Source organism: Hansschlegelia quercus, from assembly GCF_004310425.1.
GTDB classification, from domain to species: Bacteria; Pseudomonadota; Alphaproteobacteria; order Rhizobiales; family Methylopilaceae; genus Methylopila; species Methylopila quercus.
Genome location: NZ_SIUB01000008.1, coordinates 1 through 25540, shown reverse-complemented (window position 1 = coordinate 25540; position 25540 = coordinate 1). Strand labels below are relative to the sequence as shown.

25 protein-coding genes are annotated in these 25540 nt (G+C 67.1%); 3 read left to right on the top strand and 22 right to left on the bottom strand.

Annotated elements, in window-relative coordinates:
• Positions 1–21 precede the first annotated feature (21 nt).
• Positions 22–570 (bottom strand): DUF2244 domain-containing protein, encoded by a 549-nt coding sequence (locus EYR15_RS14405; protein ID WP_131004270.1) that lies wholly within the window; start codon positions 568–570, stop codon positions 22–24.
• A 21-nt stretch (positions 571–591) separates the two neighbouring features.
• Between EYR15_RS14405 and nth the strand changes: the two genes are divergently transcribed.
• Positions 592–1338 (top strand): endonuclease III, encoded by a 747-nt coding sequence (gene nth, locus EYR15_RS14400; RefSeq protein ID WP_131004269.1) that lies wholly within the window; start codon positions 592–594, stop codon positions 1336–1338.
• Here the strand turns inward: nth and EYR15_RS14395 are convergent.
• The 7 genes from EYR15_RS14395 to EYR15_RS14365 all read right to left on the bottom strand — a co-directional run bounded on the left by EYR15_RS14395 (position 1327) and on the right by EYR15_RS14365 (position 8076).
• The gene (locus EYR15_RS14395) at positions 1327–1620 is read right to left on the bottom strand and encodes a hypothetical protein (RefSeq protein ID WP_131004268.1); all 294 of its coding nucleotides are present in this window, start codon (positions 1618–1620) and stop codon (positions 1327–1329) included. The genes nth and EYR15_RS14395 overlap by 12 nt on opposite strands.
• A gap of 106 nt (positions 1621–1726) precedes the next feature.
• Positions 1727–2641 (bottom strand): YsnF/AvaK domain-containing protein, encoded by a 915-nt coding sequence (locus EYR15_RS14390; protein ID WP_131004267.1) that lies wholly within the window; start codon positions 2639–2641, stop codon positions 1727–1729.
• Complete coding sequence (locus EYR15_RS14385; RefSeq protein ID WP_245498335.1) at positions 2638–3102, bottom strand: YsnF/AvaK domain-containing protein; 465 nt, start codon at positions 3100–3102, stop codon at positions 2638–2640. Before EYR15_RS14385 ends, EYR15_RS14390 begins: the two co-directional genes overlap by 4 nt.
• Positions 3103–3303: 201 nt before the next feature.
• Complete coding sequence (locus EYR15_RS14380; RefSeq protein WP_131004266.1) at positions 3304–4590, bottom strand: MFS transporter; 1287 nt, start codon at positions 4588–4590, stop codon at positions 3304–3306.
• A gap of 100 nt (positions 4591–4690) precedes the next feature.
• Positions 4691–5650, bottom strand: coding sequence for a CorA family divalent cation transporter (locus tag EYR15_RS14375; RefSeq protein WP_131004265.1), 960 nt, complete (start codon positions 5648–5650; stop codon positions 4691–4693).
• Positions 5651–5684: 34 nt separating this feature from the next.
• Positions 5685–7289: an inorganic phosphate transporter gene (locus EYR15_RS14370; RefSeq protein ID WP_131004264.1), complete on the bottom strand. Its 1605-nt coding sequence runs from the start codon at positions 7287–7289 to the stop codon at positions 5685–5687.
• Between the two features lie 97 nt (positions 7290–7386).
• Positions 7387–8076, bottom strand: coding sequence for a fumarylacetoacetate hydrolase family protein (locus EYR15_RS14365; protein WP_131004263.1), 690 nt, complete (start codon positions 8074–8076; stop codon positions 7387–7389).
• 111 nt (positions 8077–8187) lie between these two features.
• Between EYR15_RS14365 and EYR15_RS14360 the strand changes: the two genes are divergently transcribed.
• On the top strand, positions 8188–8925 hold the full coding sequence (locus tag EYR15_RS14360) for an SRPBCC family protein (RefSeq protein WP_131004262.1): 738 nt from the start codon (positions 8188–8190) through the stop codon (positions 8923–8925).
• Positions 8926–8958: 33 nt separating this feature from the next.
• Here the strand turns inward: EYR15_RS14360 and EYR15_RS14355 are convergent, their stop codons facing one another.
• The 6 genes from EYR15_RS14355 to dnaN all read right to left on the bottom strand — a co-directional run bounded on the left by EYR15_RS14355 (position 8959) and on the right by dnaN (position 16457).
• Positions 8959–9660, bottom strand: a complete 702-nt coding sequence (locus tag EYR15_RS14355) for a glycosyltransferase (RefSeq protein ID WP_131004261.1) — start codon at positions 9658–9660, stop codon at positions 8959–8961.
• Between the two features lie 202 nt (positions 9661–9862).
• The gene (locus EYR15_RS14350) at positions 9863–10963 is read right to left on the bottom strand and encodes a BMP family ABC transporter substrate-binding protein (protein WP_131004260.1); all 1101 of its coding nucleotides are present in this window, start codon (positions 10961–10963) and stop codon (positions 9863–9865) included.
• Positions 10964–11056: 93 nt separating this feature from the next.
• On the bottom strand, positions 11057–11257 hold the full coding sequence (locus EYR15_RS14345; RefSeq protein WP_131004259.1) for a hypothetical protein: 201 nt from the start codon (positions 11255–11257) through the stop codon (positions 11057–11059).
• A 78-nt stretch (positions 11258–11335) separates the two neighbouring features.
• Entirely contained in the window at positions 11336–13765 is a 2430-nt protein-coding gene (gyrB, locus tag EYR15_RS14340; protein WP_131004258.1) for a DNA topoisomerase (ATP-hydrolyzing) subunit B, read from the bottom strand.
• 269 nt (positions 13766–14034) lie between these two features.
• The gene (gene recF / locus EYR15_RS14335) at positions 14035–15174 is read right to left on the bottom strand and encodes a DNA replication/repair protein RecF (protein WP_131004257.1); all 1140 of its coding nucleotides are present in this window, start codon (positions 15172–15174) and stop codon (positions 14035–14037) included.
• A gap of 164 nt (positions 15175–15338) precedes the next feature.
• Positions 15339–16457: a DNA polymerase III subunit beta gene (gene dnaN / locus EYR15_RS14330; protein WP_131004256.1), complete on the bottom strand. Its 1119-nt coding sequence runs from the start codon at positions 16455–16457 to the stop codon at positions 15339–15341.
• A 240-nt stretch (positions 16458–16697) separates the two neighbouring features.
• Between dnaN and EYR15_RS14325 the strand changes: the two genes are divergently transcribed.
• Positions 16698–17489, top strand: coding sequence for a mechanosensitive ion channel family protein (locus EYR15_RS14325; protein WP_131004255.1), 792 nt, complete (start codon positions 16698–16700; stop codon positions 17487–17489).
• Positions 17490–17501: 12 nt separating this feature from the next.
• Here the strand turns inward: EYR15_RS14325 and dnaA are convergent, their stop codons facing one another.
• The 8 genes from dnaA to phaZ all read right to left on the bottom strand — a co-directional run bounded on the left by dnaA (position 17502) and on the right by phaZ (position 25095).
• Entirely contained in the window at positions 17502–18968 is a 1467-nt protein-coding gene (gene dnaA, locus EYR15_RS14320; protein ID WP_131004254.1) for a chromosomal replication initiator protein DnaA, read from the bottom strand.
• A gap of 51 nt (positions 18969–19019) precedes the next feature.
• The gene (locus EYR15_RS14315; protein ID WP_131004253.1) at positions 19020–19463 is read right to left on the bottom strand and encodes a rhodanese-like domain-containing protein; all 444 of its coding nucleotides are present in this window, start codon (positions 19461–19463) and stop codon (positions 19020–19022) included.
• Between the two features lie 240 nt (positions 19464–19703).
• Positions 19704–20003, bottom strand: coding sequence for a hypothetical protein (locus tag EYR15_RS14310; RefSeq protein ID WP_131004252.1), 300 nt, complete (start codon positions 20001–20003; stop codon positions 19704–19706).
• Positions 20004–20152: 149 nt separating this feature from the next.
• Positions 20153–20422 (bottom strand): 30S ribosomal protein S20, encoded by a 270-nt coding sequence (gene rpsT / locus EYR15_RS14305; RefSeq protein WP_131004251.1) that lies wholly within the window; start codon positions 20420–20422, stop codon positions 20153–20155.
• 126 nt (positions 20423–20548) lie between these two features.
• Positions 20549–21871, bottom strand: coding sequence for an ActS/PrrB/RegB family redox-sensitive histidine kinase (locus tag EYR15_RS14300; protein ID WP_131004359.1), 1323 nt, complete (start codon positions 21869–21871; stop codon positions 20549–20551).
• 104 nt (positions 21872–21975) lie between these two features.
• A complete protein-coding gene (locus EYR15_RS14295) occupies positions 21976–22719 on the bottom strand; it encodes a metallophosphoesterase (RefSeq protein WP_131004250.1) in 744 nt (247 codons plus the stop codon).
• 55 nt (positions 22720–22774) lie between these two features.
• Positions 22775–23176: an EF-hand domain-containing protein gene (locus tag EYR15_RS14290; RefSeq protein ID WP_131004249.1), complete on the bottom strand. Its 402-nt coding sequence runs from the start codon at positions 23174–23176 to the stop codon at positions 22775–22777.
• A gap of 203 nt (positions 23177–23379) precedes the next feature.
• Entirely contained in the window at positions 23380–25095 is a 1716-nt protein-coding gene (gene phaZ / locus EYR15_RS14285; RefSeq protein ID WP_131004248.1) for a polyhydroxyalkanoate depolymerase, read from the bottom strand.
• Between the last annotated feature and the right edge of the window lie 445 nt (positions 25096–25540).

The following is a 25540-nucleotide window of genomic DNA, read 5'->3' as shown; positions in this document are numbered from 1 at the left end:
GAATCCTTTCCTCACAAAAGTTTAGGTGGGCGGCGTCGCTGGGCATTGATCGTGGCCAGGCGTCGGAGCGCCTCGCGGGCCGGCCTTCGCGGTGGCGAGCGCGCGTCCGAAATGCGTCGCGAAGTCCGCGCGTTCGCGAGGCGACAGCGCCTCCGCGAGATGGATCGACCGGCGTTTCTCCGCGATCGACAGCTGCGTCATGCCGAACTCTTCGTCGCTCTCGCTTTCCATGCGCACCCAGGCTGGGTTGAACCGCCATTCGCTCGCAGCGCCGGCTGGCGTGACCTTGCGCACGAGGAGCTCGAAGTACGTCAGCACGATCTGCTCGCAGGCGCGCGCCTGCGCGAAGCTGAGCCGGAACGCGATCCAGAGCGCGAGCACGTCGAGCCCAAGAAAACCGAGCACCGGCCATGCGCCGAGCAGGTAGAACGGCACGCTGACGATCGTCGAAAGCACGCCGAATCCGACCATGACCGCGAGATACCCCCGCCTACCGAGCGACCGGTGGGGCGTGATCTCTGCGGCGAACACCGTGGCGTCGGCGGCCGGCCGTCTGGCGTCCATGGTCATCGGCGAAGTATAGGTCCCGACATGGCCGATCGTCAGTCCCGCCCCGAGAAAAAGCCTGTGGCCGTAGCCCGGCGCAGCCGGATCAAGCGACTTCCTCCGGCGACCGTCGAGGAGATGTTCCGCCGCTTTCAGGCGCGTGAGCCCGAGCCGCGGGGCGAGCTCGAATATGTCGACCCCTATACGCTGCTCGTCGCCGTCGTGCTCTCCGCTCAGGCGACCGACGTCGGCGTCAACAAGGCGACGCGCAGACTGTATGCGGAGGCCGCGACGCCGGAAGCTATGGTCCGGCTCGGCGAAGAGCGCGTGCAGGAACTGATCCGCACCATCGGCCTCTACCGCGCCAAGGCGAAGAACGTCGTGGCGTTGTCGCAGCGCTTGATCGACGAGCATGGCGGCGCTGTGCCGCCGTCGCGCCCGGCGCTGGAGCTGCTGCCGGGCGTCGGTCGGAAAACTGCGAACGTCGTGCTGAACAACGCCTTCGGCGAACCGACGATCGCGGTCGACACCCATCTGTTCCGGCTCGGCAACCGCCTTCAGCTCGCGCCCGGATCGACGCCGCTCGCTGTCGAGATCGGCCTGGAAAAGGTCGTGCCGGAGCGCTACCGCCGGCACGCGCATCATTGGCTGATCCTGCACGGCCGCTACGTCTGCAAGGCGCGGCGGCCGGAATGTTGGCGCTGCCTGATCCGCGACCTTTGCCCTTATGAGCCGAAGACGCCGCCGCCCGCGGGGTGGCTCGCCGACGGACCAAAAATCTCAGAGCGCTGACGCTCTCTCGTAGACGAGCTTGAGCTGCGGACGCCTGCTGAAACGGGACACCGAGAGCAGAAGTCTTTCGTCGTCCGCTCGAAGCACCGACAGACGATAACCGAGACGCGTCGCGACGGCGGAAGCCTGCTCGAGCGTGGATGCGGCGACCGTCTGCTCGAATGCGATGACGCCATCCGCCATCCTCGCGATCAGAAGGCCGATCTCCACGCCTTCATCGAAGTCCGCGGACTGACCTGGAAAGCGGAACCGTAGATCCTGCTCGACGTGGATGGTGCGCATGCGGCGTGACCTCCGGCGTCCCTAGTGTGGCCGGAGAGATGGTAAACAAACTGAAAACGCTCCGCCGATGAGGCGGAGCGTCGCAGTAATCCGAAGTGAGTTGAGCTTAGCGTTTCGTTGCGTTCGAAACGCCAGACGTGCCGGTCCGCTCAAATTCGCCGCGGTCGTCTTCGACTTCGACCTCGGTGCGCCGGACCTTGTCGGAGATCGTCTCGGTCCGCTCGCTCTGCTCCGTGCGAATGCCGACTTCGCCGGTGACGCGGACGTCCTTGCTGACCACGGCGTGCTCGCCGCGTTCGACGGCCTCGATGGTCTTCTCCGCAAACAGCGCCTCATCGGCCGCTGTAACGGGACGGTCCACCGTCCGCCGATCGACGTGCACATTCTCGTCCCGGAGCGTGATCTGCTCTTCGACAGGCGTCTCGACGACGTAGGAGCGCAGACGGACCCGGCCATGCTCGGCCACACGCTTGCCGACCTGAAGACGCTCTTCGACCTCGGAGAGCGTCTGCTCGTCTGCGCCCGCGGTGCGGCCCTCGAACCGCGTCGAACCCGCGTCGATCGCGCCGGATTCGAACGCCGAGGACGAGCCGCCAGAGCCCACGACCCCGCCGGCGGGCGTGCCAGATGCGCCAAGTCCCGGCTTCTGATAACCGCTCCAGCCTTCCTTGCGCCAGGCGCTTTCGCGCTCGTTCAGGTCCACCGATCCGTGCTCCTCGACGATGTCCATCGCGCCCTCGGCGTCTTCGTCCGGAACCTGGGCGGTCAACAGCGTGCCGCCGCGATTGAGGCCCTCGCTGTAGGCGTAACGGTCCTCGTCCGGCATGAACATATCCTTGAGCGAGGCCCAGAAGCCCCGGTCATCGGTAGCGTGATCGTACGAGCCGGCCTGATTGGCGGCTTTATCGCTACCGGCTACGAGGCGGATAGCGGAGCGGGAGACGCCGGCGCTGACAAGCTTTTCGACGGCGGCTTGGGCTTCGGCTGGCGAATCGTACATCGCAGTGATGGTCTGGGTCATGACGTGGCGTCCTTGCTCTCTATTGGGTCGGGTATACTGGTTTCTACACGCTCAACCAATGCATGCTGCCTACGCAACGTGACCGGAATTTCAACTTCGTCTTCCGTCGTCACGCGGCGGAGATGAAGTTCTTCTTTGAGCACAAGCCGTTTTTCGACGAACAGGATCTCTTCGATGACGGGGATAATCGTAAGATCGCCTTCAACTCTAACTTGAGGCAAATCTTCCCCGTCGCTGATGGGCCTATCGAACGCAACACGCGTCAACTCGACATCCTCACTCCTGAGGATATCGCTCACCAGTTTTTCGGTCGTTTCAGTATATGTGCTTACACGAACTCTACCGGTCTCGACCTTACGCTTAGTAAGCCGGACTTTCTCCTCGGCGAGAGATATCGTGGAGAGCTCTGGTTCGGCAGCGGCCTTTTCTATCCACGCCTCTTTCTCCGGTTCCGGAATCACGTCTCGCTTCGATCATAAAGGACGAAGACGTCCAACTTTGACTTGGCGTTCACATGAATATCCAGTCGATGAATCCGAGTTCGTGTGATGAACGCGGCCCAACTCGAAAAGTTCTCTATTACCTCTCGTAAGCCGGATTATATTTTGGAAAGACTTTGGCGCGGGTCGCGCAGGGCGCATTCGCACGGAGCGCCGGGGTGGCTACGCTTGGCTTGGCGCGAACTGCGCCGAACGCCGCGCGATGCCATAGAGCGCGAGTCCGGTCACGGCGGAGACCGCCGACAGATACCAGCCGACCGCCGCCAGACCGTAGGCGTGAGCCAGCCACGTTGCGACATAGGGCGCGGGTGAGGCACCCAAGATGCCGGCGAGGTTGAAGGCGAGCGAGGCGCCGGTGTAGCGCACCGCCGTGGGGAACAGTTCGGCGAGCGCCGAGCTCAGCGGTCCGTAAGTCGCGCCCATCAGGCCAAGGCCGATCACCAGAAACAGGATCACGCCGGCCACGCCGCCCGAGCCGAACAGCGGCTCGAAAAGAAAGCCGAACAGGAAGATCGCGACCGTCGCCCAGATCAGCGTGACCTCACGCCCGATGCGGTCGGCAAGGCGCGCGGCGGCGGGGATAAGCAGCCCGAAGAACACCATGCCGATCATCTGCAACGGCAGGAAGTCGTGGCGGGCGTAACCGAGCACGCTGGTGCCCCAGCTCAGGGCGAACACCGTCATCAGGTAGAAAATGGTAAAGGTCGCGGTCGCGCCCAGCGTGCTGAGCGCGAGGATTCCGGTGTGCTCCTTCAGGACCGTGAGCATCGGCACGCGCACGCGCTCGTGGCGGTCAAGCGCCTCCTTGAAAGCCGGCGTCTCCGTGATCTTGAGGCGGACATAGAGCCCGACGATCACGAGCAGGGCGCTCGCGATGAAAGGAACGCGCCAGCCGAAGGCGAAGAACTGTTCGTCGGTGAGCGCCCAGTCGAGCAGGAGGAAGCTTGACGCCGAGCAGATGAAGCCGATCGGCGCGCCGAGCTGCGGGAACATCCCGTACCAGGCCTCCTTGCCGGGAGGCGCGTTCTCGGTCGCAAGCAGCACGGCGCCGCCCCATTCGCCCCCGAGCCCAAGACCCTGGCCGAGGCGGAACAGCGCGAGCAGCAGGGGCGCCGCAACGCCGATCTGCGCATAGGCCGGCAGGAGGCCGATGGCGACCGTCGACACGCCCATCGTCATCAGCGCGGCGACCAACGTCGCTTTGCGGCCGATCCGGTCGCCGAAATGCCCAAAGATCGCAGCCCCGAACGGCCGTGCGAAGAAGGCGATCGCGAAGGTCGCGAAGGATTGCAGGACGCCCGAGGCCGGATCGCTGCTGGGGAAGAACAGCTTCGGGAACACCAGCACCGCCGCGGTGGCGTAGATGTAGAAATCGAAGAACTCGATCGTCGTGCCGATCAGGCTCGCGAACAGGACGCGGGCGGGCGAGTTGCGGGCGGGGGAGGGCAAGGGCTGGCTTTCAGGCGACGACGTCTTCGGAAGCGAGGCCCATAGACCCTGCGGCGCGACGAGACAATCATCCCTAGAGCGAACCCCTGCTTCAGGCTGATCAGAATATCCGCGAGATTTTCAGCACGACCAGAGTGGCGCCGCCGGTCGCGGCCATCAGGACCATCGTCCAGAAGAATCCGCTGGGGTCGTTCAGTCCCGGCAAGCCGCCGACATTCATCCCGAACACCCCCGTGACCAGCGTCATCGGCAGGAAGACGGCGGTGAAGATCGAGAGGACGTAGAGGTTCCGGTTGGTGATCTCGGCGAGCGCCGCGGCGCGCTCGTCTTGCAGTTGGCGTGCGCGCTCCTGTGCGAGATCGAGATCGTGGCCGACGCCATCGATGCGCGAGACCGCGTCCCGAAGCGTCGCGGAATCCTCCGAAGACGCCCAGGCCGGCGGGCGCGCTCCAAGCGCGCCGAGCGCGAGACGCTGCGGTCCGAGATGACGCCGAAGACGCGCAAGCTGTCGCCGCACCCGGCCGAGATCGGCTGCGCCCTCGCCCGCATCGTCGAGGATCGCGGCTTCGATGGCGTCGAGGTCCACGGTGGCCTCATGCACCAGGGTGATGAAGGCGTCGGCGAGATGATGGAGGAGCGCAGCGATCATCGGGATCGGGCGAAGCTCGCAGCGACCGCGCTCGACGGTGCGGCGCAGCCGGTCCACGGCCTGGAGCGGATGCCTTCGAGCCGTGATCAGGCGACGCTCGTCGAAGAAGACGCGGAGCGCGCCGACCGCGGATGGATCGTCGTCGAAATCATGATGCAGATCGCTGACGACGCCCATGGCGGCGTCGCCGACCACGCGCAGCGGAACGTGGTTCTCCGTGCCGAGCAGGAGCGCCTTGGTCTCGCGGCTGAGCGATGGCTGATCGCTCAGCCATCGCTGGACGCGGACGTCGGAGACGTCGAGGTGGAGCCAAACAAAAGCGTCGGGCGCGGCGGCGACTGCGCTGTCGACTTGATCCCAGTCGATGCGGACCGTCGCGCCGGATGCGTCGTTCCTGAACCCGCAGATCATCCGCGGGCTGTCGTTATGTGGCGCGGCGCGCTGATCAGAAAGCGTGGCGGAAGATCCAAAACAGCGCGCCAGACAGGGCGATCGAGGCGGGAAGTGTGAGGATCCAGGCCATTGCGAGGTTGCGGAGGGTTGAGATCTGCAGCCCGGAATGGTTCGCCGCCATCGTGCCGGCGACCCCTGAGGACAGCACATGCGTCGTGCTGACGGGTAAGCCGTACATGTCCGCCGCGCCGATCGTCACCATCGCCACCAGCTCGGCGGAGGCGCCTTGCGCGTAGGTCAGGTGCGTCTTGCCGATCTTCTCTCCGACCGTCACCACGATCCGTTTCCAGCCGACCATCGTGCCGAGGCCGAGCGCGATCGCCACCGCCACCTTTACCCAGATCGGGATGAACTTGGTGGACTGGTCGAGCGAGCCCTTAAAGGCCGAGAGCGCCTTCACCTCGTCCGGCGCGAAGGCGGGCTGACCGCTTTTCTGAATGATGCGGAGGCCCTCGGAGGCCAGATACATGTCGTTGCGGACGTTGCCGATCTTCTCCGGCGGAACGTCCGCCATCTTGTCGTAGGCGGCGACGTCCTTGGCGGTGATCGCGATCAGGCTCTGCAGCGCGGGGAGGGTGTCGGGCTGGAGCGCCCGGGTCCCGACGAACTTCGTCACGGCCGGCCGGGGATCCCCGGTGACCGCAGGCGCTCCCTGCGCGTGCGCCCCGAGCGCATCGGCGGCCTTTCCGGCGTTCACGACATAGGCGTCCATCTGAGCGGGCTCGACCGCGCGGTTGAGCGCGTAAGCCGTCGGCACGGTGCCGATCAGGATCAGCATGATGAGCCCCATGCCCTTCTGACCATCGTTAGAGCCGTGGGCGAAGCTCACGCCCGTGCAGGTCAGGATGAGCAGACCCCGGATCCAGAGCGGCGGCGGGTTGGCGCCCTTCGGCTCGGCGTAGAGCTCCGGGCGCTTGACCACGACCTTCATGGCGAGCAGCAGCAGCGCCGCCGCGCAGAAGCCGACGAGGGGCGACAGCAGCAGCGACTTGCCGATGCCGAGCGCCTGGCTCCAGTCGATGCCGGACGTCCCGCTCGGATCGGTCGCCATCAGCTGGTTCATCAGGCCGACGCCGATGATCGAGCCGATCAGCGTGTGGGACGAAGACGACGGCAGGCCGAAATACCAGGTGCCGAGGTTCCAGATGATCGCTGCGATCAGCAGCGCGAACACCATCGCGAAGCCGGCGTCGCTGCCGACCTGGAGGATCAGCTCCACCGGCAGCAGCGAGACGATGCCGAACGCGACGGCGCCCGACGAGGTCAGCACGCCGAGGAAGTTCCACATGCCCGACCACATCACGGCCTGGTTCGGCTTCAGCGAGTGCGTATAGATCACCGTCGCGACCGCGTTGGCGGTGTCGTGGAAGCCGTTCACGAACTCGAAGCCGAGCGCGATCAGCAGCGCGAGGAACAGCAGGACGTAAGCGAGCATGCCGGCCGGCGGGGCGGATTCCAGATCCTCGAGCAGGCTCATGCCAGCGTAGCCGACGCCGATCAGCAGGATGGCGGCGAAGATGCCGGCCGCAAACACGCCGGCGCTGCCGCGTGGTCCTGCCGGTTGGCTGAGCGCGGGGTGGGATGCGATATGCGCCATCGGCGGCTCCTGCGAGGGCCGACGGCAAAGGCCGCCGCCGGATCGCCAGCGACGCTATTCCCGCTGTGCGACGCTCACGTGAAGGTGAGCCGCCGCGTCATCCGACCGTCACGGATAGGGCGCCGACGCCCTCCACGAAACCATTTAGCCGGTCGCCGCGCGCGACCGGGCCGACGCCGGACGGGGTGCCGGTGAAGATCAGGTCGCCGGCTCCCAGCTCGAACAGGCGCGACAGCAGCGAGATCATCTCCGGGACGGTCCAGATCAGCTGGTCGAGATCGCCGGTCTGCTTTCGAACGCCATTCACGTCGAGCGTCACGGCGCCCTGCGTCGGGTGGCCGATCTCGGAAGCGCGGGCGAGAGGCCCGCAGGGCGCCGCATGGTCGAACGCCTTGCCGACGTCCCACGGCCTGGAGAGCTTCTTCGCCTCCGCCTGCAGATCGCGCCGGGTGAAGTCGATGCCGACGCCATAGCCGAACACGAGCCCTTGCGCGTCCTGCTCGGCGATGTCGCGCCCGCCGCTGGACAGCGCCACGACCATCTCGACCTCGTAATGCACGTCCGAGGTCGCCGGCGGATAAGGGAACACACCGCCGTCGCCGAGCAGCGCGTCCGGCGTCTTCATGAAGAAGAAGGGCGGCTCGCGGTCTGGATCGTGACCCATCTCGACGGCGTGGGCCGCATAGTTCCGTCCGACGCAATAGACCCGTCGTGCGGGAAACAGGGCGGACGAGCCGCGCACGGCGATCGCGGGGACGGGCGGCGGGGCGAAGACGTAATCGGTCATCGGGCGTCCTTGGGAGACGGGCGACGCGAGATCGACGCCGGCGCACTGGACCGGCGGCGTCGACGCGCCATAGAAGATGCCTCCTTAACCCATAAGCGACGCTGGCGACCGATGGAATTTTCTGGCTCCCACCGCATCAACGCGCCGCGCGAAACCGTCTGGGCGGCGCTCGCCGACCCCGCGCTCATTCGGGAGTGCGCGCCCGGCTGCACCAGACTGGAGACGAATGGCGACGGTTTCGACGCGGCGGCCGAGGGCAAGGTGGGGCCGGTGAGGGCGACGTTCTCAGGCAGGCTCTCGCGAGTCGACGAGGCGGCGCCGGAGCGATTTTCGCTGATCGGCGACGGGGACGCTGGAGCCGCTGGCTCCGCCAAGGGCCGCGCCGACGTGACGCTGACGGAGGAGGGCGGCGCGACGCTGGTCTCCTATAAGGCGTCCGGCGAGGTCGGCGGCAAGATCGGGCAACTCGGCTCCCGCCTCGTCACCGGCTTCGGCAAGGTCAGCGCAGAGGCGACGCTCGCGGCCGTCGCGGCGCGTCTCGATGCGGGCTATGCGGCGTCGCCCAAGGCTCCGCCGCTCGCCGAGGCCCCGCCGCTGGTCTACGAGGAGCCTGCGGAAGGACCGGCGGTCCTGATCGCAGAGACGCCGCCTATCACCGGCGGCCCGACGCCGATCGCGCCCACGGCCGTGCCAATGCTCACGGAGCCGGAAGCGATCGGGGCGTCCGAGGTGGTCGAGCCGGGCTCGACGGGGGCGAGCGTCGCCGCGCGTGTCACGCTCGTCGCGGCGATCGTCCTCATCGTGGGCGCGGTCGCCTATTACCTGATGTTCCAGGCCCCGCCCGTCTGAGGCGAGGCCTCCGGCGGAAAGGCCCCTCGCGGATTACTCCGCGGCCATCCGGCGCTCGACCATGTCGCGTTCGGCGAGCCACAGATCGGCGTAGTCCACGCCCTGGCAGTTATCGAACCACGGGCCGCCATTGGTGTAGTGGATCGCGGCCGGCGTCTTCTCGGCCTTGGGGTATTCTCCCTCGAGAAAGTTCCACTCGAGCGGCAGAGCGCCGATGAGGCTGTCGTCCGGCAGCCAGGAGAAGCGGTGCAGATGCGCCGGCGCCGCCGCGTTCACGACGTCCGGCGTCAACGCTTTCACGTGCTCGTTCGCGCCGTTGAAGATGATGAAGGACGACCAGTTCTTGCGCGGGTAGACCGCCTGCGCCTTGCCGTCCATCTTCACCGCGTTCGCGGGCGTGTAATCGTGCTGGACAACGTAGACAGCCTTGGACTTGTCGAGGCCCTCGAAGACCTTGTTCACGTCAGCGGTGAACAGGAAGTCGCAGTCGACGAAGATCGACCAGCCCTCGGTCGCCGCGAGATAGGGCGTCAGGAAGCGGGTGAGCGAAAACTCGGTCGAAGCCCCCTTGTCGGCGTCGCGGGTGTAGAGCCCGAGTTCACGCAGCGTCGTCTGTTTCAGCGGGTGAGTCGCGATCGGCTTCGAGGCGTGGCGCGCGATCGAGTGGCGGCACACCTGCCAGGCGATGTCTTCGCGGCTGTCGTAGCCGACATAGATCTTGTTCGCAGAATCCATGGGAGTTCGCTCGCTTAAGGTCCCGCGGCGCCATCGGCCTCGCCGCCCTTCCAAGGCCGCGCCGGCCATGCGTCGCTCGCGCCCGCCGCGTGTCTTCCGCGGCCTGGGCATCGGCGCGGACGTTAGAGGATCGACCGCTGCTTGAGCAAGCGCTGCGCCTCAATCTTGAGGCGTTCCAAGCTGGCGCGAGGCGACCGCCGGTTCAGCCGGGCGAGCCGGACATGCCCTTCACGAACCAGTTGATGCTGCGGATCCCCTTGGCGTCCAGCGTGACCCCGGCGGCGACCTTCACCTCGCCGTTTTGGGCTCGGATCTCGCCGGAGAAGGGGTGGAGCGCGCCGGACTTGATGGCCGCCTCCTTCTCCGCGAGCAACGCCTTCACGTCGTCCGGGATCGCCGCGTTGTAGGGCGACATCTTCACGACGCCTTCCTTCAGGCCGTCCCAGCGCTCTTCGGATGTCCACGTGCCGTCGAGCACCTTCTGGGTCGCGCCGACATATTCGCTTGTCCAGTCGAGCGTGAAGGCGGTGAGGTGCTTGGTCGGCGCGAACTTCGACATGTCGCTCGCGTAGCCGATGCCCCAGACGCCGGCGTTCTCCGCGGCCTGAACGCTGGTCGGCGTGTCGGTCATCCCGCAGATGACGTCGCAGCCCTGGGCGATCAGCGCCGCTGCGGCGTCCTTTTCCTTGCCGGGATCGAACCAGGAGTTGAGGAAGATCGTGCTGCAGGTCGCGTCCGGCCGCACGCTCTGCGCTCCGAGCAGCAGCGCATTCGCTGGGCCAACGATGTCGGGGATCGGGAAGCCGCCGATGAAGCCGATCTTGCCGGTCTTCGACATCTTCCCCGCGGCGATTCCGGCGAGGTAGGTGCCCTCGTAATACTTCGCCTCGAAGGTGCCGAGGTTCTTGAGGTGCACGATGCCCGAGCAGTGCTCGAACTTGACGTCGGGAAACCGCTTCGCGGCCTTCTGCAGCGGCGTGCCGTGCGAGAAGCTGGTGCCGAAGATCAGCTTGTGGCCGCTCGCCGCCATGTCGCCGAAGGTGCGCTCGGCGTCCTGCGGGTTGGTGACGCTCTCGATGACGGTGACCGCGACCTTGTCGCCAAACTTCGCCTTGATCGCGTCGACGCCGAGGCTGTGCTGCTTGGTCCAGCCGATGTCGGCGATAGGCGAGACATAGGCGACGCCGATCTTAAGCGGCTGGGCGGCGCGCAGGGATCCTGAGCCTAGGGGCGAGAGCGCCAAGCCCGCGGCGGCCGCGCCGCCGACCTTCAGAACATCCCGCCGCGTGTGCCTGCCAGCCATCGTCATGATCCCCCGGTTCAACCGGAGGGATAATGAAAGGCCTGAAGCCAAAGCACAATCGGCTTTGTTGCAGCGCACTGTGACAGCCGCCCGTCAAGGACGGGTGGTGGGCGCCGTCGTATGCGGATCGTTTTCCCGGGAGGGATCCGACCGGTTCGACACGAACAAAGCGACGCCCGCGACCAGGGCCGCAAGGATGACGATGATCGTGAACGACTTGCCGAAACTCGGCTTCCGACCCCCGCTCGCGCGATCGCGATCGATGTCCGGGCTGTTTGGATCGTCCAGGCTCATCGCGTCCCCCTCCGCTAAGGGGTCAACGATCTCGACTCGGGCCGGTTCCTAAGGACGCCTGATGGGGTTTTCGCGATCTCACACGTCGAGATTGGCGACAGTCAGCGCGTTGTCCTGGATGAACTCGCGGCGGGGCTCCACCACGTCGCCCATCAGCTTGGTGAAGATGTCGTCAGCTTCATCCGTTTCCTTGATGTGCACGCGCAGCAGCGTGCGGGCGTTGACGTCCAGGGTCGTCTCCCAGAGCTGGTCCGGGTTCATCTCGCCGAGGCCCTTGTAGCGCTGCAACGAGGACACGCCCTTGCGGCCGGCGGCGAGCACGCCGTCCACCAGCGCGCTCGGACCGTGGACCGGCGAGGAATCTTCCTTTCGGAGCAGATGCGGGGTTCTGCCGAAGATTTCCCGCATGCCGGCGGCTCGCTCTTCGATCTTGCGGGCGTCTGCGCTTGCGATGAAGGCGGCATCGATGCTCGCCGCTTCGCGCACGCCGCGCACGGTCCGGGTGAAGGTCAGGCCTTCTTCGGAGGCGCCGCCCTCCCAGCCGCGTTCGGTCTCTTCCGAGATCAGGTCGAGCCGCTTCGCGATCGTATTCGCGAGCGTTTGCGCCTTTTCCTGGTCGTGGAGCACGTCCGGGGTCAGCGCGCCGGCGATCGCCGCCTGCTCGATGACGGAGCGGCGGTAGCGCGAATGCAGCTGGCCGAGCAGCGAACGGATCTGCCGGGCGGTCTCGACGACGGTGCGCAAATCAAGGCCCGACCGCTCCTCGCCGCCGCCGAGCCGCAGCGTCACGCCTTCGAGGCCTTGATCGATCAGGTAGTCCTCCAGCGCCCTCTCGTCCTTGAGGTACTGCTCGGACTTGCCGCGCACGACCTTGTAGAGCGGCGGCTGGGCGATGAAGATGTGCCCGCGCTCGAGCAGCGCCGGCATCTGGCGGTAGAAGAACGTCAGCAGAAGCGTGCGGATATGACTGCCGTCGACGTCGGCGTCCGTCATGATGATGATCTTGTGGTAGCGCAGCTTGTCCGGGTTGAACTCGTCCCGGCCGATGCCGGTGCCGAGCGCCGTGATCAGCGTGCCGATCTCCTGGCTGCCGAGCATCTTATCAAAGCGCGCGCGCTCGACGTTGAGGATCTTGCCGCGCAAGGGCAGCACGGCCTGGAACTCGCGGGCGCGGCCCTGCTTGGCGGAGCCGCCGGCCGAGTCGCCCTCGACGATGAACAGTTCGGCCTTGGCGGGATCACGCTCCTGACAGTCGGCGAGCTTGCCGGGCAGCGAGGCGATGTCGAGCGCGCCTTTGCGGCGGGTGAGCTCGCGCGCCTTGCGGGCGGCCTCGCGGGCGGCCGCGGCCTCGACGACCTTCGCGACGACGGTCTTGGCGTCCGCGGGATGTTCCTCGAACCAGCGATTCAGCGCCTCGTTGACGAGGTTCTCGACGGCGGGGCGCACTTCGGACGAGACCAGCTTGTCCTTGGTCTGCGACGAGAATTTCGGGTCCGGCACCTTGACCGATAGCACGCAGGTCAGCCCCTCGCGCGCGTCGTCGCCGGTGAGCGAAACTTTTTCGCGCTTCGAGACTCCGGAGGCGTCGGCGTAGCCGTTCACCTGCCGCGTCAACGCCGCGCGGAAGCCCGCGAGATGCGTGCCGCCGTCGCGCTGGGGGATGTTGTTGGTGAAGCACAGCACGTTCTCGTGGTAGCTGTCGTTCCACCACATCGCGATCTCGACGCCGATGCCGTCCTTCTCCGCGCGCAGCACGATCGGCGTCGTGATGAGGGGGGACTTGGCGCGGTCGAGATAGCGCACGAAGGCCTCGACGCCGCCCTCGTAATAGAGCTCCTCGCGTTTCGGCTCGACGCCACGGGCGTCGGTCAGCACGATCTTCACGCCTGAGTTCAAGAAGGCGAGCTCGCGCAGCCGATGCTCCAGCGTGCCGTAGTCGAACTCCCGCACGCCGGTGAAGGTCTCGAAGCTCGGCGTGAAGGTCACCTCGGTGCCGCGGCGGCCGTTCGAGGGGCCGTTCACCTTCAGCGGCGCGTCGGCGACGCCGTGGGTGAACGACATCTCGTGCTCCTTGTCGTTCTGCCAGATCCGCAGCACGAGCTTGGTCGAGAGCGCGTTAACGACTGAGACGCCGACGCCGTGCAGGCCGCCGGAGACCTTGTAGGAGTTTTGGTCGAACTTACCGCCGGCGTGCAGCTGGGTCATGATCACCTCGGCGGCCGAGATGCCCTCTTCGGTGTGGATGCCGGTCGGGATGCCGCGACCGTTATCCGTGACGGTGCAGGAGCCGTCCGGGTTCAGCGTGACGGTGACCTCGTTCGCCCAGCCGGCGAGCGCCTCGTCGATGCCGTTGTCGATGACCTCGTAGACCATGTGGTGCAGGCCGGAACCGTCATCGGTGTCGCCGATATACATGCCGGGGCGTTTGCGGACGGCGTCGAGACCCTTGAGCACGCGGATCGAATCCGCGCCGTAATCGTCGGCGCCGTTCGGGGTCTGGTCGGTCATCGGATTTTCTGTCTCTCGGTCGTCGAAGGCGGCCGCGTTGCGGACGATGGCTCGGAGCGCGTGCTCGAGCTCGCGTGGACGTTGCGGAATCAGGCGTTCGCCTTGGTTTCTTGTAACGCCTCGGGCCGCAAAAAGCGACCTCTGAAGCCCTGAAATCAGCTTGGCGGAGTCGTCGGGGCGGCTGGCTCTAACCAATTGTCATATAATGCGTTTTAAGCGTTTTTCCACAGCCGTCTGCAAGACGTGCGCGCGAGGCCTGAAAACCCGCCTCACAATGGCCTGATGGCGCCGTCGGAAATCGCGAAAATCCGGGCCCCCGGCCCGAGTTCCGCGAATGCCAGCGGGTCGGCGCCGGTCAGCCACGCCTGCGCTCCAAGCGCATCGATGGCGGCGAACAATGCGGCGCGTCGGACAGGGTCGAGATGGGCTGCGACCTCGTCCAGCAACACGACCGGCGCCGCGCCCTCGATGCGCGCCACAAGGCTCGCATGGGCGAGCACGAGGCCGATCAGCAACGCCTTCTGCTCGCCGGTCGAGCAGCGCGCGGCCGCCATGTCCTTTTCCTCGTGGCGGACGACGAGGTCGCTGAGATGGGGGCCTTCGAGCGTGCGGCCCGCGGCGCGGTCGCGACGGCGGCTGTCAGCTAGGCGGCTGCGATAGCTGTCCTCGACCTCGGTCGCCGACCGGCCGGCGAGTTCTTGCTCCAGCGAGCCTTCGAGCGCGATCGCCGCGGCTGGAAAGGGCGAGGCCGGATCGCGACGCTCCCCGATCAGCGCCGCGAGCCGACCGACCGTTTCGACGCGGGCGGCGGCGACCGATACTGCGAGTTCGGCGAGCTCACGCTCCAAGGCGTCGAGCCAGCGGCCGTCCGCTTGTGTCTCCTCCAGCAGCTTGTTGCGCGCCCTCAACGTCCGTTCGAGGCCCGACGCGCGGGCGGCATGGGAGGGGTCGGCGGCGTTGACCAGCCGGTCGAGGAAGCGGCGCCGGTCGCTCGCGGGGCCGCGGAACAGGCCGTCGAGATCGGGCGTCAGCCAGACGAGCCTGACGTGTTCGGCGAAGGCGCCCGCGCCCGACGCCGTCTGTCCGTCGATCCGGCAGCGGCGCGAGCCGTCGCTCGCGCCGGGCTCCACGCCGGTGCCGAGCCGAACCGGCCCGTCCTCGCCGTCGAGCTCGACCGCAACCGCCCACGAACCGTCACCGGCGGCGCGCGGAAAATCACTGTGCGGCGCGCGGCGCAGGCCTCGGCCGGGGCTCAGCAGCGAGATCGCCTCCAGGATGTTGGTCTTGCCGGCGCCGTTCGGACCGACCAGCGCGACCGTGCTCGGCCCGCAGCCAAGGTCGAGCGCGGCGTAGGATCGAAAGTTGGTGAGACGCAGCCGGGTCACGGCGGTGCGGCGGGGGAGGGTCATCGGTCAGCCGTGACGGCCGGGCCTCCTTCCCCCGCTTGCGGGAGAAGGTAAGGATGAGGGGACGTCGACCACGCCTTCTGGAAAAACCCTCACCCGATGCCCTCTCCCGCAAGCGGGCGAGGGGGCCGGAGAGCGTTCCGCCCGATCGATAGAACGTTCGCCCCTCACACCCGCATCGGCATCAGCACGTAGAGCGCAGGCGCGCCTTCGCGGTCCTGGACCAGCGTCGGCGAGCCGGGGTCGGCGAGCCGGATCAGGGCGGTGTCGCCTTCGAGCTGGCTGGCGATGTCCAGCAGATAGCGGGAGTTGAAGCCGATATCGAGCGGATCGCTGTCGTAGTCGACCTCGATCTCCTCGGTCGCGTTGCCGCTGTCGGGATTGGTGACGGTGAGCACCAGCTTGCGATCCGCGAGCGACAGTTTGACCGCCCGGCCGCGCTCCGAGGAGATGGTCGAGACGCGGTCGACGGCGCTCGCGAATTCCGCGCGATCGACCGTCAGGCGCTTGTCGTTGCCCGTCGGGATGACGCGGTTGTAGTCCGGGAAGGCGCCGTCGATCAGCTTCGAGGTCAGCACGATGGAGCCGATCGAGATGCGGATCTTGGACGGCGACAGCTCCACCGCGACCTCGCCTTCGGGGTCTTCGACCAGACGCTGGATCTCCGCGACCGTCTTACGGGGCACGATGACGCCCGGCATGCCCTTGGCGCCCTCCGGCGCGGGAATCTCGATGCGGGCGAGGCGGTGGCCGTCAGTCGCGACGGCCCGAAGCGTGGAGACGCCGGCGGTTTCGGCGACGTGAAGATAGATGCCGTTGAGGTAGTAGCGCGTCTCCTCGTTCGAGATCGCGAACTGCGTTTTCTCGATCAGGCGGCGGAGATCCGTCGCCCCAACTGTGAAGCGCACCGGAAGCTCTCCCGCCGCGAGATCGGGGAAGTCGCTGTCGGGCAGCGTCTGCAACGTGAAGCGCGAGCGCCCGGCGCGGATGACGAGGGTGCCGCGCTCGCCGCCCATTTCGAGCGAGACCTGCGAGCCGTCGGGAAGCTTCCTGACGATGTCGTAGAAGGTGTGGGCGGGCACCGTCGTCGCGCCGGCCTGCGCAACCTCGGCGGTCGCGGTCTCGACGATCTCGAGATCGAGATCGGTCGCCTGCAGGCGTAAGCCCCCGTCGCCGGCGCGCAACAGGACGTTGGCCAGGATCGGGATCGTGTTGCGCCGTTCGACGACGCGGTGAACGTGGGCGAGGGCCTTCAGCAGGGCCGCTCGCTCGAGGGTCGCTCGCATTTTCGTCCCGCTCCAGGGGCTGAAGGTCGCGCGTCGCGGGGTGCTGCCCGCGTGCGTCCCGCGGCGGGGTCCGCCTCGGGGCTGGCGACATTGCCTCAGGCGGGGCGGCGGGACAAGCCGTCGCGCCCAACGCTCCACCCCCGTGACATCTCCGGACTTACGACCTACCTCCGGACGTCCAAACGCCGAGCCCGCTGACCGCGATGCGGAAGGGCTGCGCTCAAGCGAGAGGAGGCGAGCTTGCCCCAAATCCCGATTGATTTCACCGTTCTGACAGGACTGGCCGTCACCTACGGCACGAGCGCCCTCGGCGCGATCCTGATCGCGATTATAGGCTTCTGGTTGGCGAATCTGGCCGGCGCCGCCGCGCACCGGTTGCTGCTCGCATCGAAGCACATGGACGTCACCGTGGCGGGCTTCATTGCGAGCCTGGTGCGTTACGCGCTGCTCGCGATGGTGCTGATCGCCATGTTGCAGGTGGTGGGCATCCAGGCGACCAGCCTCGTCGCGGTGCTCGGCGCCGCCTCCCTTGCGGTCGGTCTCGCCCTGCAAGGCACGCTCTCGAACATGGCCGCCGGCGTCATGCTGCTGCTGTTCCGGCCTTTCCACGCCAATGACCGCATCGAGATCGCGGGGAAAAAGGGGATCGTGAAGGACCTGTCGCTCTTCTTCACCGAACTGGCGACGGACGACAACGTCCAGGTGCTGATCCCGAACGCTCAGGTCTGGGGAGCGGCGGTCGTCAATTATTCGGCCTATCCGACCCGCAGGCTGGAGATCACCACGACCGCGCCCGACGGCGACGTCAACCAGATCGTGAGCGACATCGGCGCCTTCCTGCGCGACGATCCCCACGTGCTGAATTCGCCCGAGCCGACGATCAAGCCGAGCGCCTTCAGCGCGAGCGGCGTCGAGATCACCATTCACGCCTGGGCCAAGGCGGACGAGGTCGCTCTGCTCAAATATGACCTCGACCGGCACATGGACCAGCTTACGCGCGAGCGTCAGAGGCTCCAGCAGGCCGCCGAATAAACGCTTAGAGAATCACTCCAGAAGCATGCGCTTCAGCAGATCCACCTCGTCCGCGAGCGTGGGGCTGCCCTTCACGAGCTCGTCGATCTTGCGGACCGCGTGAAGCACCGTGGTGTGGTCGCGCCCGCCGAAGCGGCGGCCGATCTCGGGAAGCGAGCGCAGGGTGAGCTGCTTCGCCAGATACATCGCGATCTGGCGCGGCCGCACCACCGTCTGGGTCCGGCGCGAGGACAGGATGTCGGCGCGGCTGACCTGATAGTGCCGCGCGACGATGCGCTGGATCTCCTCGATCTTCACGCGCTTCGGCTCGACCTGCCGCACGAGGTCGCGCAAAGCGGCCTCCGCCATCTCGACCGTGATGGGGGCGTTGCTCAGCGTGTTGTGGGCGATCAGCCGGTTCACGGCGCCGTCGAGGTCGCGGCCGTTGGCGGTGACGGTGCGGGCGACATAGGCGACGACCTCGGCCGGCGCGTCGAAGCGGGGATGGGCGAGCTTCGCCGCGGCGATCCGCATCTCCAGGATCTTGGCCCGGAGCTCCTCGTCGAGGCCGCCCATCTCAAGCGTCAGTCCGCCGGCGAGGCGCGAGCGTAGGCGCTCGTCGATCGCCTCGAGTTCGGCCGGCGCGCGGTCGGCCGCCACGATCACCTGCTGGCGGCCGTCGAGCAGCGCGTTCAGCGTGTGGCCGAACTCCTGCTGCACGGTCTTGCCCTGCAGGAACTGCAGATCGTCGATGATCAGCACGTCGATGGCGCGGAGCCGCTCCTTGAAGGCGAGCGCGGTCTGGGCGCGCAGCGACGCCACGAAGTCGAACATGAACTTCTCGGCGGTCAGATAGGTCACGCGCCGGCCGGTCGCCTCGGCGGCGTGCGCGGTCGCCTGCAGCAGATGGGTCTTGCCGAGGCCGACGGCCGCGTGGATCACCAGAGGATTGAACGCGACCGGGTCGCCGGGCCGGGCTTCGGCGATCTGGCGAGCGGCCGCGAAAGCGAGCGCATTCGAGCGGCCGGAATGGAAGGTGTCGAAGGTCAGTCGCCGGTCGAGCGGCGAACCCGCCAGCCGATTGGCGTCGACCCGCGGGAACGGCGCCACGACGGCGCTGCCCGTGCGGGCGCCGAGCGCCTCGGGGACCGGGACTGCGATGACGGAATCGCGCGGCGGGGTCGAGAGCTTGGGCGCCGCGACCCTGACGCCGATCGATACGCGGGCCACCCGCGGATCGCTCTCGGCGAAGACGGCGGCGATGCGCTCGGCGTAATGGGCCTGGATCCACGACTTCAGGAAGCGCGTGGGCACGGTCAGGAACGCCGCCCCATCCTCGATCCGGTCGAGGACGATCCGCGTGAACCAGCTCGTATAGACGTCCTCGCCATATTCGGCGCGCAACCGCTGGCTGACCGTCTCCCAGGCTGGGTCGCGACCGTCGCGATCCTCAGTCCCGAGATAACCGCCAGAGCGCGCTGCCGACTGCGAAACGGACATGAAAATTCTCCGGAAGGCTCGACGGTCAGAAGGAGTGAAGCGAAGGAGGCGTCAGGACTGCGACCAGGGAAGGCCGTCGGCCTTCCAGCCGGCGGTCGATCCCCGATGACGCTCGGCGTTCGGCGGCCCTTCGAAGCCTCCGACGACGTTGAAGCAGCGGCTCCAGCCTGCGGCCGCCATCGCCGCCGCGGCGGCCTGACTGCGGGCGCCGCTGCGGCAGAGGAAGAAGACCGGCGCGTCCTTCGAGAGGCCCGCGGCCGAAAGCTCCGAACCGACCTTGTCGACGAAGGCGGCGTCGACCTGCCCCGACGGGTAGCTCTGCCATTCCTTCAGCAGGGCGCGCTTGCCCACGTCGCCGAGCTCCGGCACGCCGACGAAGGTCCATTCCGCAACGGTGCGGACGTCGACCAGCGCCGAAGCCTCGTCGCCTTCAAGCGTCGCCCAGGCGTCCTGAGGCGTCACGTCCCCCGCATAGGCCGACATAGAAGAAGACATCAAGATCCAATCGCAGCCCGCGAAGGGCGGCGCCCCGTTCAGTTCGCTAAAGGGAACCCCGAAGATGTACTCGCTACGCGACCCGAGCAGAGCGAAGAACGTGATCGTCAGGGGCGCAGCAGAGACCCCGCCGGCGAGCTTTCGCCCGCCTGATCGCATTCGTCACAACTTGGGATTACATCAGGAGGTCGGCGCATAAACTCTTCAGACGGAAGAAATTAGTGCCGCGCTCTCCATGGGTCAGACGATAGCCAGCGGCTCCGGACGGCGCAATGGCCCGTTTTCGCGGAATCGATTCGGGGCGCTCCGAGCGGCTTCGAACATCCCCCGCGGCGCCATTTCGGGCATCGCAGCAAAACCCTGCATAGCCAGCAAATTTGTGCCCGCTCGAAGATCGGCTGTGGCCGAAAAATGCGTGGAAAGATTCTTTTTCGAGGCTCCGTCGAGTCGGGCACGTTGCTCGGCGGATTCCAACCCCGTGTCCGCGTCTAAGGAGCAAGCTATTGATAATAAATGGTTTTCCATGATCGGAAACGTCATGTAGACTCGCAGAGGTTGCGGGCGGCCGCTTTTTGCGAGTCAAGCCGGATTCAGCATCCGTAAAAACGCTCACATGCCAGTCGCGCCGGCGCCACAAACGAAAAAACCCGGCGCGAGGCCGGGTCTTCAACCGTCATGAAAGAGATATATCAGGCGGCGGAAAGCGCGCGCACCCGGGCCGCGAGGCGGGACACCTTGCGAGAGGCGGTGTTCTTGTGCAGCACGCCCTTCTGGGCGGCGCGCATGATCTCCGGCTCCGCGGCGGCGAGCGCCGAACGGGCGTCGTCCGCCTTGCCGGAGGCCAACGCCTCTTCGACCTTGCGAAGGAAGGTGCGGACGCGCGAGCGGCGCGCGCCGTTCACGATGGTTCGGCGGGCGATCTTTCGGGCGGCCTTCTTGGCCGACGGCGTGTTGGCCATGGGTGCGATCCTCAAAGAGTATTCGGCCGCGGCTGTGGGCGCTGCCGTCAAAAGCACGAGCGGCGGAATTCTCAAGCCGGCCGCGAGAGCCGGTCACCTATCAAGCCGGGCCTCATCCGTCAACGATCAAGTGGCCGCGGACGGGGCCGCGCGATCAAGGCCGACCAGGCTGGTCTCCGGCCCGGACGCCAGGCGGGCGCGCGGCCACACGATGCGGATCCGCGCGCCGTGATCGGGCAGGGCGGCGTTCGACAGCGAGACCTGCGCGCCGGATCGCTCCAGCAGCGTCTTGGCGATGAAGAAGCCCAGGCCGAGCCCTCCGGCCTCCGATGGCGCGTCGCGTCCCGCGGCGCGGGTCGAAACATAGGGCTCTCCAAGCCGTCCTATGATGTCGGCGGCGAAGCCCGGCCCATCATCGCCGATGTCGACGTCGATGCGGTCGTCCGTCCAGCGCGCGACGAGCGTGACCTTCGAGCCCGCGAAGTCGACGGCGTTCTCGACGAGATTGCCGAGCCCGTAGAGCACGCTCGGATTGCGCGGCCAGACCGGCTCGTTGCGAGCATCGCCCTCCGACCGGATGTCGAGCGCGACGCCGAAATTGCGGTGCGGCGCCGCGATCTCCTCAAGCAGTTCGCGCATCGCGAGCGTCTCGAACGGAGCGCCACCTTCGTCAAGCGAGGTCAGCGTTCTCAGGATCTCACGGCATCGGGCGACCTGCTCGCGCAGCAGCTTGAGGTCCTCCTCATGCGGGCCCGGCGTCAGCGCGCGTTCGAGCTCCTTGGCGACAAGCGCGATGGTCGCGAGCGGCGTGCCGAGCTCGTGGGCGGCGGCCGCGGCGAGCCCGTCGAGCGCGGAAAGATGCTGCTCGCGGGCGAGCACCAGCTCAGTCGCGGCGAGCGCCTGGCTCAGCTCGCGCGCCTCCTCGGCCACGCGCCAGGCGTAGACGCCGATGAAGCCGAGCGCGAGCATCAGGGCGACCCAGACGCCGGTGACGTAGAGGAAGGGCAGGTCAATCGACTGCGAGCCCGGCCATGGCAGCGGCAGGTGGCGGAGGGCGAGCAGCGTCGCGAAGCTCCCGACCGCGGCGCCGAGCATGGCGGTCGTCAGCGGCGGCAGCGCCGTCGCCGAGATCATCACAGGGGCGAGGAACAGGATCGAGAACGGATTTTCCAGCCCGCCCGTGAGATAAAGCAGCGCCGCGAGCTGGAGGATGTCGTAGCCGAGCAGCAGGCCGGCGGCATTGGCGTTCAGGCGATAGGTGATCGGATAAAGCAGTCGGGCGGCGACGTTCAGCGCCGCCGAGCAGGCGATCACCGCGAGGCAGAACGCGATCGGCAATGGCGCGTCGAGGGCCGCATGGACCACGACCACCGCGCAGCTCTGCCCCGCCACGGCGAGCCAGCGCAGCCGAACCAGCGTGTCGAGCCTCAGATGCCGCTGCGCGAGCATCCGGTCGGGAGGGCGGTCGAAGTCCAAGAGAGGCCTTAAGCGTCGGCGATATGACGGAGCCGGACCCTATGTCGCCGCGCCGACGCGAGACAAGTGCGGCCGGTTCAGCGGACGGCCTGCGCGAGGCGCATGCGGTCGCCGGCGATCATCAGCGCCGACAGGACGCCCGAACGGAACGCTCCGGTATCGAGATTGACGCGGTGGGGGTGGCGAAGTTCGACCTTCTTCTGCGGCGTGTGTCCGTGGATCACCGCAACGCCTTCCGGGTAGGGCCCGTCGCTGTCGAGGAACGGGCCGCGGACCCACATCATCGTCGTGGCGTCCTGCGCGACAAGCGGCGTTTCAGGGTCGATGCCGGCGTGGACGAACAGCAGGTCGCCGATCCGGTGAGCAGTGGGCAGGCGCGCGACCCAGTCGAGCGTTTCGTCGCCGACGCCGGACCGTAAGCGCTCGCGCCAATCTGTGTCATCCGGGCTGAGCCCTAGCTGGGCTAGCGTCGTCGCGCCGCCGCAGTTGAACCAGCGGAGCGCGTCGTCCTCGTCATCCCCGAGGGCGCGGAGCAGGCAGTCCTCGTGATTGCCCATGAGCGTCACGAACGAGATGCCGGGCAGGCCACGCTGCGCCCGCCGAAGCGCGTCGATAGAGCCTGTCCCGCGGTCGACGAGGTCGCCGAGCTGGACGATCACGGGCGCGGCGCTGCGCGAAGCGAGATCGTCGGCCAGCGCGTTGAGCAGCGCGCCGAACAGATCGTCCTGCCCGTGGACGTCGCCGACGGCGGCCGCCGCTTGACCCGGCGCCAGCGGCCGGATTGCGGGGCGCCAATCGGAGAATGCGATCCGAATGGTCAATGAGAAGCCCGCGCCGTGGAGACGACGCGGGCCGTTTTCGGGGTCGCGTCCGAGGTCACTTCATAATCATCACGAGGACGCCCTGGCCGGCCTTGGAGTCGAGCTCCGCGGCGGTCAGCTTGCCGTCCTTATTGGCGTCTGCGCGCTTGAAGCGGGTGCGGAGGATCTTGAGCCACTCGTCCATTTCGAGCGTCTGATCGCCGTCCTTGTTGGCGCGCGCCCAGTCCTTCTCCGTCAGACGCCCCTTCGTCTCGCCGCTCTCGAGCGTCGTGTCGCCGTCCGGGTTGATCGCGGTGAAGGTCGTGGCGCCGGCGTGGATAACCTCGGCGATCTCGAGAGAATCGTCATTGTCCTTGTTGAGCGCCTTGAGGGCGTCGGCGCCGGATGCGGCGAGGACGGGGGAAGCGGCGAAGACGAAAGCGGTGATCGCGGCGCCGGCCTTGAGGGAGAGCTTCATCTTGGAGTCTTTCTCTAATAATAAGGACTAGAAACGACCTAAGCTTGCTCGCATCCGCTCTTGACGGTCCGAAGCCCGCTTATCTGCGTCCTCATATTGTATAAAAGGCTCATAAGAAAACCGCTCACTCCCAATTTTTTGTCCTGGGAGCCTTCAGGGCAAGCGACGCCGCCAAAACACCTTCGCGCTGTGTCGGGAAGCCCTTAGTCGGCGTGTGTCAACCTTTCCGCTTGCTCCACCCATTTGTCGCGCGTGATGCGTCCGGGCGGGCTGAACCGCTCCTCGAGCGCGCGGATCTCGGCGGCGGAGAGCTTGGCGATCTGCCAGAAATGGAAGATGCCGGCCTCGTTCAACTGGCTCTGGATCTTCGGCCCGACGCCGGTGATGCGGGTCAGGTCGTCGGCCGGCGCGGAAGCCTTGCCGCCGCGCGCGGCCGGCTTCCGCGATGGCTTCGAGGCCGCCGCCTTTGGAGCTGAAGGCTTGGCGCGGACCTGCGTCTTGGTCGCCGAGCCGGTCACGAGCGGGCCGGCCGCCGTCTCCTCGGCCGAGGAGACGCCGCCGGACTCGGCCGGGCGCTTTGCGGGCGCCGGCGCCTTCTGCGCTGCGGGCTCGTTCCAGCGGATGAAGTCGCGGATGCGCGGCGCGATCTCCGCGCGGAAACGCGAGCCGTTGAACACGCCGTAATGGCCCACGCGCTCCTGCAGGTAGTGAACGCGCTTGTCGTCGCTGAGGCCCGTGCAGAGCGTGTGCGCGGCGCTGGTCTGGCCGACGCCGGAGATGTCGTCGCGCTCGCCTTCGACGGTCATGAGCGCGCAGCTCTTTATCTTCGAGCAATCGACCGGCTTGCCGCGATGGGTCATCTCTCCCTTGGGCAGCGCCTGGCGCACGAACACGGTGTCGACCGTCTGCAGGTAGAACTCGGCGGTGAGGTCCATCACGGCGAGGTACTCGTCATAGAACTCGCGGTGCTTTTCGGCGCCGTCGCCGTCGCCGTCGACGAGGTGCTGGAAGAACTCCTTATGCGCGCTGACGTGCCGGTCGAAATTCATGCTCACGAAGCCGGTGAGCTGCAGGAAGCCCGGATAGACCTGCCGCATCGCGCCGGGGTGGGGCCACGGCACCATGGTGACGACGTTGCGCTGGAACCACTCGGTGCCGCGATCGATCGCGACCTGGTTCACCGCGGTCGGGTTTTCGCGGGTGTCGATCGGACCGCCCATCAGCGTCATGGAGCGCGGCGAATAGGGATCGCCCTCGGCCTCCATCCGCGCCACGGCAGCGAGCACCGGAACGGCCGGCTGACACACCGCCATCACGTGGCATTCGCCGCGCATGAAATGGAAGATCGAGATCAGATAGTCGATGTAGTCGTCGAGATCGAAGGAGCCTTCCGAGAGCGGCACCAGCCGGGCGTCGGTCCAGTCGGTGATGTAGACCTCGTGATCGGGCAGCATGGCCTCGACCGTGCCGCGCAGCAGCGTGGCGTAATGGCCGGACATGGGAGCGACGATCAGCAGCTTCGGCTGCTTCGCGACGCCCGGCCGGAGCGCGCGGTTGAAGCGGATCAGGTCGCAGAATGGGCGCCGCCAGACGACCTCCTGACTGACGGCGACGCGCTCGCCCCGCCACAGCACGGATTCGATGCCGAATTCGGGCTTGCCGTAGCGGCGGGTGGCGCGCTCGAACACCTCGCACATCGCCCCGACCTTGCGGCCCCATTCGGTGTGGGACGCCGGATTGACCGGGTTCTTGAAGTAGAGCTTGCCGGCGTCGGCGAGCGCGCGGGCGGGCCCGAGCGAGGCCTGCGTCGCCTCGAACATCCAGTAAAGCGGCATCGAGGTCAGCGAGCCGCCCCAATCCGCGACCTCGGGCGCGCCGCCGAATTCGCCGATCCCAGCAGCCTTCTTTTTACGCGGCATCGCTTCATCCCTGTCGATGTTGCGTCGCAACAGGGCCGAACGATTCCGCCTAAAGCGCCGCGCGTCAATGCCGCCTTAGGACCGGAAGGCGGCGAGGGGCGGAGCGCTTCTCGCGCCTGCTCCTCCGTCGTCGTCCGGGGACAAGCCGGGATGACGGTGGAGTTATACGCCAAGGCCCCTCATCCAGCCGCTGCCGGCGTCTAGAGATCATATAGCGCGACGTTGACGCCCCTCTCCCGCTTGCGGGAGAGGGTAAGGGTGAGGGGGCGTCCCAATATCAAGCGCAGGAACCCGGACGCGCGACATCCTCCGGCGGCCCGGAAAGCCCTTGTCCAGCTTTGGTCAAACAGCGAGGGTCTCGTTCAGGCGGGAAGCGCGGGAGCGCCGGGCCACCGTCAGGGGGTAGAGTAGTTGCCGGTCGCCCGGCGCTCCACGCACGGCATTT